This is a genomic window from Spirosoma sp. 48-14 (genome assembly GCF_001898575.1).
GTDB lineage: Bacteria > Bacteroidota > Bacteroidia > Cytophagales > Spirosomataceae > Spirosoma.
On the sequence record NZ_MKUD01000023.1, the window covers coordinates 105,517 to 111,915 of the forward strand.

Sequence of the window (6,399 nt, forward strand, 5' to 3'; positions counted from 1 at the left end):
GAAAATAGAATCAGGCAACCAGTTCCAGCTCTTCGGCTTTTTTCCTGGGAACTCGTGAGAAATAGGAATACACCGCCGGAATGATATAGAGCGTGAGCAGACCCGCAAACAATAAGCCACCCACAATGACCGTTCCGAGCGAGTTTCGGCTGTTTACGGTCAGTGCAATCGGAATCGTACCGAAGATCATGGCCAGGCTGGTCATCAGAATGGGCCGGAACCGGGAGGCTGCCGCAACTTTGGCGGCTTCGAGCGTACTCAATCCTTCTTCTTTTTGTTGGTTGGCAAACTCAACAATCAGGATACCGTTTTTGGTGATCAGACCGATGAGGGTAATGATCCCAATCTGGCTGAAAATATTCAGGGTCTGACCAAATAGCCACAGACTTAGTAGCGCACCGGTCATCGCCATTGGAACGGTCAGCAGGATGATAAACGGATCGACCAGGCTTTCAAACTGGGCGGCCAGTACCAGGTAGATCAGCACCAGCGCGAACACAAACGCGAACAGCAAACTCGACGAGCTTTCGGAGTAGTCCCGCGATTCGCCCGCCAGCGACGTTTTGATGGTAGGCGGCAAAACCAGCTTGGCAATGCGGTTCATTTCCGCCACACCGTCGCCAATGGTGTAACCAGGGGCCAATCCCGCCGATACGGTCGCTGAAATAGATTGATCATAGCGATAGATGGCTGCCGGGCTGATACTTTCCTTGAACGAAACCAGATTATCCAGCGAAACAACGTCACCGGTTCGGGTCCTGACAAACATCGCTTTCAAATCATACGGTGTATCCCGATCCTGCTTTTGCAACTGACCAATCACCTCGTATTGACGGTCATTATAGATAAAGTATCCGTACCGCTGACCACTTAATGCCAGTTGCAGGCTCCGGGCAATCTCCGCGACGGAAATCCCTAACTCAGCCGCCTTGTCGCGGTTGATCTGAAGCACCAGTTCCGGTTTATTGACCTTCAAATCCGAATCGGCGAATCGCAGGATGGGGCTTTTGCGCGCTTCGTCCATGAACTTGGGCAATACTCCCGTAATAGCTGCCAGATTGGTGCCCTGCAAAACATACTGGACAGGCTGGGCCTGTCCGAATCGGCTCCCGATGGTCGGCGGCTGGACCGGGAAGACCATCACACCCCGGAAATTCTGGATGTTTCGGGCGTAGGTCGCGAAGACATCGGCCTGGGTCGTGGTGCGCTGATCCGCTTTTTTAAGGAACGTATTCTGAATGGCAATATTCACTGGTGCCGGAGGCCCAAAGGTTAAGGCCAGGATCGAATACGTCTGAAACAAGCCGGGTGTCGAGTCGACCGAGAATTTGGCGATCTCGGCTAGGTACTTCTCCGTATACTCGTACGAAGACCCTTCTGGTGCCACGACGGCCAGACTTATCTGCGAGCGATCTTCCAGCGGGGCCAGCTCTGAAGGGAGCTGCCTGCCAATGAAATAGATGAGTCCGAAGGTTATGATCAGGGTGGGGAACGCAACCCAGCGATAGTGCATGAACCAGGCCAGCGACCGTTCGTAGCCCCGGTTCAAGGCCAGGAAATACGGCTCCGTCTTGCGGTATAGCCAGTTAGGTTTATCATGCCGTTTCAGCAGATACGCGCTCATCATCGGCGACAAGGTCAGGGCCACAAATGCCGACACCAACACCGAACCCGCCACAACCACCGCAAATTCCTGGAAAAGCTTCCCGGTAATGCCCGGCAGAAACAGAATAGGCAGAAAAACAGCCGCCAACGTAATGGTAGTCGAGATAACGGCAAAGTAAATTTCCGAAGAACCCTTGAACGCAGCCTGGAGGGGCGACATGCCTTCTTCTACTTTGGCGTAAATATTCTCCAGCACTACAATGGCATCGTCTACTACCAGACCAATCGCCAGCACCAGCGCCAGCAGCGTCAGAATATTGATCGAGTAGCCAGCAATGGACATGATGAAGAAAGCTGACACAATGGACACGGGAATAGCTACCACCGGGATAATTGTTGACCGCCAGTCGCGCAGGAATAGAAACAGGATCAGAATAACCAGTCCAAACGCAACAAACAGCGTTTCTTCTACTTCCGAAATGGAATCCCGGATCGGCTCAGTGAAGTCTTTCCCTATGGTCAGCTCGTAGTCGGCCGGTATTTCGGTACGTAGTTCCTTTAGCCGCTTGTAGAACTCATCGGCAATGGCCACGGCGTTGGCTCCGCGCTGGGGCTCAACGAATACGCCGATTACCGGGGAATTTCCCTTCAGGCTATTCAGAATGGCGGTTCGTTCGTTCTCCGCTCCTAACTCCGCATAGCCAATGTCCCGGAACCGGATGATACTATTGCCTTCCTGCTTAACAATCATGTTGTTAAAATCGTCCTCCTTCGTCAATCGACCCAGCGTTCGAACCGTCAGTTCGTTGCGGTCACCTTCAATCCGGCCCGAGGGCAGGTCCACGTTTTCGTTCCGTAGTGCCTGCTCAATATCCGACGGGGTCAGTTGATAGGCCGCTAGTTTGGCCGGATCGATTCGTAAGCGCATGGCGTATTTCTTCTCGCCCGCAATACCGACTCGTTTCACGCCCGGAATGGTTTGCATCCGCTCTTTGATGACGGTGGAGGCAATATTGCTTACTTCGAGAATGCTGCGGGTTTTGCTTTCCACCGCCATAAAAATGACAATGTCGCCACTGTTGGCTTTTTCCACGATGGGCGGATCAACGTCGCCAGGCAGCAAACGCCGGGCTTGGGTAACCTTATCCCGGACATCATTGGCAGCCGCTTCCAGATCGGCATTGAGGTTGAATTCAACCGTAATCACACTGGCCGCTTCCCTGGATACTGACGAGATGGTTCGGATGCCATTAGCTTCCCCAATAGCTTCTTCCAATGGTTTGGTAATCTGATAGGCAATTACGTCGGGGCTGGCACCCGGATAGGTGGTGGTAACCGTCACGATGGGCGAATCGGTAACCGGATATTCACGAATACCGAGGTAGGTCAGCCCGACGAACCCGAAAAGTATAATCAATACAGAGAGTACCCCGGCCAGCACTGGCCGCTGAATACTAATTCCCGATAAACTCATGGTAAGGTATTTTTAAATCAAAGAGAAGGTGAGCGGCAAGGCTAGAGCGTTATTCAATCGTGGAGGCTGTTACCGGCACGCCCGTGTCCAGACGCAATAAATTGGTTGTCAATACGGTATCACCGATAGATAGGCCCTCCAGAATCTGTACGGTTCCTTTAGTCCGGTTTCCAGTTTTTACATCCCGCCGTTCGGCTTTCCCGTTGTTGATTCGGAATAGCGAATACCCTTTGGCGTTCGGAATCAGAGCCTGCGTAGGCACCAGAATACCGTCCTGAGCCGCGTGCAGGGCAAACGCAATTTTGGCCGAAGATCCAGGCACTAGTTTCCCCCCTTTATTGTCGCTAATGGCCTTGACCAGTAAGCTGCGGGTGTTTGCTTCCATTTTCTGCTCTGTAGCCGTCACCTTCCCTAAAAACGGACGACTGCTGGTTTCGGTCGTAAACTGGATGGTTTGACCCGGACGAACGTCTGACGCATATTTTTCGGGAATGGTAAAGGCCACCTCTACCCGGCTAATGTCGTCAATCGAGCTGAGCACCGTCGATGGGGTTACGTAAGCGCCAACATCGACCTGCTTAAGACCCAGTTTACCCGCAAACGGCGCCCGGATTTCGGTTTTAGCCAGATCCACATCAATCATGGCCATTTCAGCCTGCAACACGTTCAGGTTGGTCAGTACTTTATCGTATTCCTGCTGATTGATCGCTTCGGTAGCTAATAGTTCGCGGAAGCGCTTTTCATCCAGCTTGGCCAGCTTTTCCTGGAGGGCTAGTTTGTGTTTTTTAGCGAGCAGATCGGCGTCGTCTAGCTTGTAGAGCAGTGTACCCTGGCTCACGTAACTACCCTCCCGCGCATAAACCCGGACCAGTTTACGGGCCACCTCACTGACCAGATCGACTTCTTGATTGGCCTGGATGGTGCCCGTTGTTTGGAGTTCGTCGGTGATGGTTTCGCGCTTAATGACAAACGCATCGGTGGCCACCTTATTTTCGGCAGGCGGTGTCAACGACGAATGTTTACCGCTGGGAGATGCTGTTGGTTTGTTAGAGAATAATTTTGGCGTGACTAAGAAGAGAGCGATTGTTAATACGATCAGGCCTGCAATCAGGGACTGTGTTCGAAAATTGAGCGTTTTCATTGTATGTCAAGTTGATTTATTTTATTGTTCTACAACTATCGAACTATAATTGTTTTATGGTTATCGAACAAGATGCCCTGACAGATGGTTTCTCAATTCTGAAAAAACCAATGAATTTTTTCTGGCGGCCTGATTGTTGTGTTGGCAACTACTGTAGCTACTTCAGTAACAAGCCGCTGTTCTGAAGTAGCCATTAGCCGGATTTAACGCATGAAACAGTATCAACATCCCACCGCTGACCAGATTACGCTGACGGGTGTACTCCACGCCCTGAGCGATCCTGTACGGTTAAATTACGTGCAATGCCTGGCACAATCTATCGGCGAACAAGCCTGTGGCACCGTTCCAACTTCGGTCGCCAAGTCAACCATGTCGCATCATATCCGGGTTCTGCGCGAAGCTGGGATTATTCACATACGGCCCTATGGCACGCAAAGCCTGATTTCGCTCCGGTCTGATGAACTGGAGAAAAAATTTCCGGGCGTTTTCACATCCGTGCTAACAGCCGCTAAAAGCAGCGATGTTGTTGAACTACCATAAAGTGAATCAGGTCATTTCTGACATAAGGCTATTTACTCTAGTTCAAGGAGATTACAGGTAATTCATCACGTTCAACAGGAGCACACGATGATATTGGACAGGCGTTGGCTCTACTACCGACCGGTGGGCAGTTCATTTCTGAACATTCTTAGTTTGTTCATACCGATGACGCGCTGGCTAAAATGAGCCAATAGGTTAATTGCCTCAATTTAATATACTCGATAACCTACTAAAAATCAACCAATTCACCAAGATGCTAATTGTATTGGAAATTATTTATATATAATATCCATAGACAAAGCTTGCTTTTTTAAATCGAATACACATATCTTTGGTCCATCTTACAATTACTCCCTGCAAAGTAGTTGTGGATTTATACCGAAAGGGGGAGAGACAGGCTCATTGAACCCTTAGCAACTTGCCGATGTGCGTAGTGCTAACCTGCCTAATCCATTTGTTAGGAACTATAAATTTACGACCATGAACGCCCCCTGCATACGCGCATTGCCTGCCTTCAGGCTCATCCCATTCCTTGCTGTACCAGCTACTCAAACGCTACTTTCGGTAGGTGTCAATTCGGCCATTTGTTAACTACTGTGTGTAAGTAGCTATTTTTTGTAGCATTTAATCTATTAAATCTATAGTCTAAATATATTTACACATTATTTCAGACTTGTTCCGTTTAATTTTTCTCTTTCACTAAAAAACAACCAGCTATGAAAAAGGCAAACTCGCTTCTCTTCGGTCTAACCGTTCTGTCCGTTCTATCATGGGCCAGCCCGGCTCCTAAAAAGGGGAAAGAGCTTATTTACAAAGTTGATACCCAGCAAACAGGTTAAACGCATTTAAAACAGGGTAAGAACCTTAAGCAGATACTGGTCATCCCAACTTGCGCCGACTCTTCATACTTTCCTTGTCGTCGACTCGATGCAAAAGCTGAAGCGCTAACTTACGCACAGTGGCAAAATTCTCCGCTCCATTACCCACCCTAACTCGCTGTTGATCTTCATGGAAAACCATATCCAGGTACCAATGCAACTGATTCTCGATCCCCCAATGATGGCGTACGGCCGAGTTGAAAGCAGCAGGGGACAGCCCTAAATCACTCAGATAATAACGACTTTGTTGGCTGATGACGCCGTTGATCTCGCGGGTAGCCTCTACTAGAATCACACGCTGACAGGCAGGCCAATCCCGCAGATCATCGTACAAGCTCAGCTTGCTTTCAACATAACAACGGCGCGTTTCAATGCGCCCACTACCAAAATCAATGTGCTCATCAACTGGTAGTTGGGACTTAGTCTGTTGCATCCGCTGGGTCACTTGCTCGTAGAGCAAACCTTGATTTTTCTTCAACGCTAGCAGGTAATGCCCTTTTCTTTCCACGATCAGCTCAGCGTTGCTTTGCTCACAAGCGATGGCATCAATGCTCACCAACGTGTTGGCCAACTCCAGTCTCGCAAGTAACTCAGGAATAGCGGTCTTTTCATTGCTTTTGGAGGCCACTTTTTCCTGACCCAACACCAGTCGGTGTTCGCCTGCCCAAGCACTGACAATGCATAAACCTGATTTGTTCTGCCCCGCTTTAGCGGTAGCCCGGAGCACTTTACCGTCCACATTGAGTTGACTCATCATGGGT

General features: G+C 49.8%; 5 protein-coding genes and 1 riboswitch. Of the genes, 2 read left to right on the forward strand and 3 right to left on the reverse strand.

Annotated elements, in window-relative coordinates; genetic code table 11:
• Positions 1-10 precede the first annotated feature (10 nt).
• Both BGO59_RS14620 and BGO59_RS14625 read right to left on the reverse strand, forming a co-directional pair.
• Complete coding sequence (locus BGO59_RS14620) at positions 11-3,079, reverse strand: efflux RND transporter permease subunit (protein WP_293684361.1); 3,069 nt, start codon at positions 3,077-3,079, stop codon at positions 11-13.
• 49 nt (positions 3,080-3,128) lie between these two features.
• A complete protein-coding gene (locus BGO59_RS14625) occupies positions 3,129-4,220 on the reverse strand; it encodes an efflux RND transporter periplasmic adaptor subunit (RefSeq protein WP_293684362.1) in 1,092 nt (363 codons plus the stop codon).
• Between the two features lie 210 nt (positions 4,221-4,430).
• Here BGO59_RS14625 and BGO59_RS14630 point away from each other — a divergent pair, with 210 nt between their 5' ends.
• Together BGO59_RS14630 and BGO59_RS14635 are read left to right on the forward strand one after the other, a co-directional pair.
• On the forward strand, positions 4,431-4,760 hold the full coding sequence (locus tag BGO59_RS14630) for a helix-turn-helix transcriptional regulator (RefSeq protein ID WP_293684363.1): 330 nt from the start codon (positions 4,431-4,433) through the stop codon (positions 4,758-4,760).
• A 370-nt stretch (positions 4,761-5,130) separates the two neighbouring features.
• Positions 5,131-5,233: riboswitch (SAM riboswitch) on the forward strand.
• A 243-nt stretch (positions 5,234-5,476) separates the two neighbouring features.
• A complete protein-coding gene (locus tag BGO59_RS14635; RefSeq protein WP_293684364.1) occupies positions 5,477-5,599 on the forward strand; it encodes a hypothetical protein in 123 nt (40 codons plus the stop codon).
• A gap of 40 nt (positions 5,600-5,639) precedes the next feature.
• Here the strand turns inward: BGO59_RS14635 and BGO59_RS14640 are convergent.
• Positions 5,640-6,399: ISAs1 family transposase (locus tag BGO59_RS14640; protein ID WP_293684365.1), on the reverse strand; the 760-nt coding region annotated here is incomplete at its 5' end.

Coding starts and splice junctions, on each gene's coding strand:
- BGO59_RS14635 (WP_293684364.1), top strand. CDS start 5,477: ATGAAAAAGGCAAACTCGCTTCTCTTCGGTCTAACCGTTCTGTCCGTT.
- BGO59_RS14625 (WP_293684362.1), bottom strand. CDS start 4,220: ATGAAAACGCTCAATTTTCGAACACAGTCCCTGATTGCAGGCCTGATC.
- BGO59_RS14620 (WP_293684361.1), bottom strand. CDS start 3,079: ATGAGTTTATCGGGAATTAGTATTCAGCGGCCAGTGCTGGCCGGGGTA.
- BGO59_RS14630 (WP_293684363.1), top strand. CDS start 4,431: ATGAAACAGTATCAACATCCCACCGCTGACCAGATTACGCTGACGGGT.